Below are 1,952 nucleotides of genomic sequence, written 5' to 3'. Positions count from 1 at the left end.
GGCTCGTCCGGGGAATCTGTGGGTAGTTTCTGAGGGTTTGGGGATAACGACATGGATTTTCCAGTGGGTTAGATATCCCGCCCGCCGTGGACAAGGCACCTGCCTACAGACGAGCCTGGGTACAGCGGCTCGGCGGTGCGTGACTTGCCCACCGCTCCCCGACTTGGAGCCTTCGGCCTGACGCGCTTATGCTTTGTCAACAGTCGTTGAGATAGAAATCACCATGAACAGCCGAATACACAACCATCAATCCAATGGTGTGCGAGGTCTACCCCTGTTTGCTATCGACGTGCGCAGCCAGGAATCGATTGAGTTTTTTGCAGGTCGAATCAAATGAGCGTTGCTCCTGCTCAGAGAAGCCGCCATGGATCAGCGGCCCCTCGTCATTGGCGATGACCTCGCGGATCAAGGCTCCAACCGGGCGCTTCCTGAGTTTGGGCGTCTCGTTGATGTCTCGGATGATCTCGCCGCCGAGCAGCCACAGGTTGTCGCGGTGCAGGTTGCGGGTCTTGCGTGATAGACCCTGAGCGAGCAGGTCCAGCAGGAACGGCGTGAACACCGCCACGATCTGCTCGCCGGGGATAACGTCGCGCTCCTCGCCACACCAACTTGCCGCCCAAGTCGCCAAATCCGGGCAGTAGGTTGCCAAGTTTGGCGTACCCACGATGATGGGCGGCTCCTGCTTCTGTGTCTTTGCCATGCGTCTGATCTCAATCCTCAACCAGTGTTACCACTTCCCCGGCTTCGTCAACGTGGTGGCCCGCCTGTGCGAGCAAACCAAAAGCATCGAAGTCGAGGTTCGCCCACGCGTGGGCTCCAAAGCGATATGTTCGATCTGCCGCCACCCCGCCCCGACCTACGACCACCTGGGGGTGCGCCGCTTCGAGTTCGTGCCCTTCTGGGGCTTCTGCGTTTTCCTACTGTATCGCATGCGCCGGGTGGATTGTCGCCAGTGTGGCGTGAAGGTCGAGGCGGTGCCGTGGGGTTGCGGCAAGCACCAGATGACAACGGCCTATGTCCTGTTCCTGGCGCACTGGGCCAAGAAGTTGTCGTGGAAGGATGTGGCCCTGTCGTTTCGAACATCGTGGGACAAGGTCTGTCAGGCGGTTGAAGTGGTGGTGGCATGGGGGTTGGAGCACCGCACACTGGGGCCGATCCAGGCTATCGGGGTTGATGAAGTTGCCTACGGCAAGGGCCACAAGTATCTGACGCTGGTCTACCAGATCGATGCGCAGTGCACACGGCTGCTGTGGGTTGGCAAGGAGCGCACGGTCAAGACGTTCGAGGAATTCTTCGACATGATTGGCGCTGATTTATCGGGCAAGATCGAGTTCGTCTGCTCGGACATGTGGAAGCCGTACCTGCGGGTGATCCGCGAGCGCTGCAGCAAGGCGCTGAATATTCTGGATCGCTTTCACATCGTCGCCAAGATGAATGACGCCCTTGACGAGGTGCGTGCTGGCGAAGCACGCAAGCTGGTGCAGGACGGCTATGAGCCCGTTCTGAAGAAGACCCGGTGGTGCGTGCTCAAACGCAAAGAGAATCTCACTGGCACCCAGCGCATCCGGCTGCGCGACATATTGAAATACAACCTGCAGACGGTTCGCGCCTATTTGCTCAAGGAACAATTCCAGCACTTCTGGGACTACGACTCGCCGACCTGGGCCGGCAAGTTCCTGGACCAATGGATCGCGCTGGTCATGCGTTCACGTATCGAGTCAATGAAAAAGGTCGCCAAGACGTTGCGCAATCACCGCGAACTCATACTCAACTACTTTCGTGCCAAAAAGCAGTTCTCCAGTGGCGTCGTCGAGGGTCTGAACAACAAGGTCAAAGTGACCATGAGAAAATCCTACGGGTTTCGGACCTTCAGAATCACTGAACTCGCCCTATATCACGTACTTGGCAAGCTTCCTGAGCCGCAACTCGCCCACAGATTTTACTGACGAAGC

2 protein-coding genes are annotated in these 1,952 nt (G+C 57.9%); one reads left to right on the top strand and one right to left on the bottom strand.

The window, feature by feature from the left end; all coding sequences use genetic code 11:
* Positions 1 to 268 precede the first annotated feature (268 nt).
* Positions 269 to 700 carry a hypothetical protein gene (locus B7G52_RS22985; RefSeq protein ID WP_096699975.1) on the bottom strand — a complete coding sequence of 144 codons (432 nt, stop codon included), beginning with the start codon at positions 698 to 700 and terminating at the stop codon, positions 269 to 271.
* Between B7G52_RS22985 and B7G52_RS22980 the strand changes: the two genes are divergently transcribed.
* On the top strand, positions 699 to 1,946 hold the full coding sequence (locus B7G52_RS22980; protein ID WP_096699976.1) for an ISL3 family transposase: 1,248 nt from the start codon (positions 699 to 701) through the stop codon (positions 1,944 to 1,946). The two genes, B7G52_RS22985 and B7G52_RS22980, sit on opposite strands and share 2 nt — an antisense overlap.
* Positions 1,947 to 1,952 lie beyond the last annotated feature (6 nt).

This window comes from Polaromonas sp. AER18D-145 (assembly GCF_002379095.1).
GTDB lineage: Bacteria > Pseudomonadota > Gammaproteobacteria > Burkholderiales > Burkholderiaceae_C > Polaromonas.
Note: the sequence above shows the minus strand (reverse complement) of the source record. Positions and strands in the feature narration are given on the sequence as shown.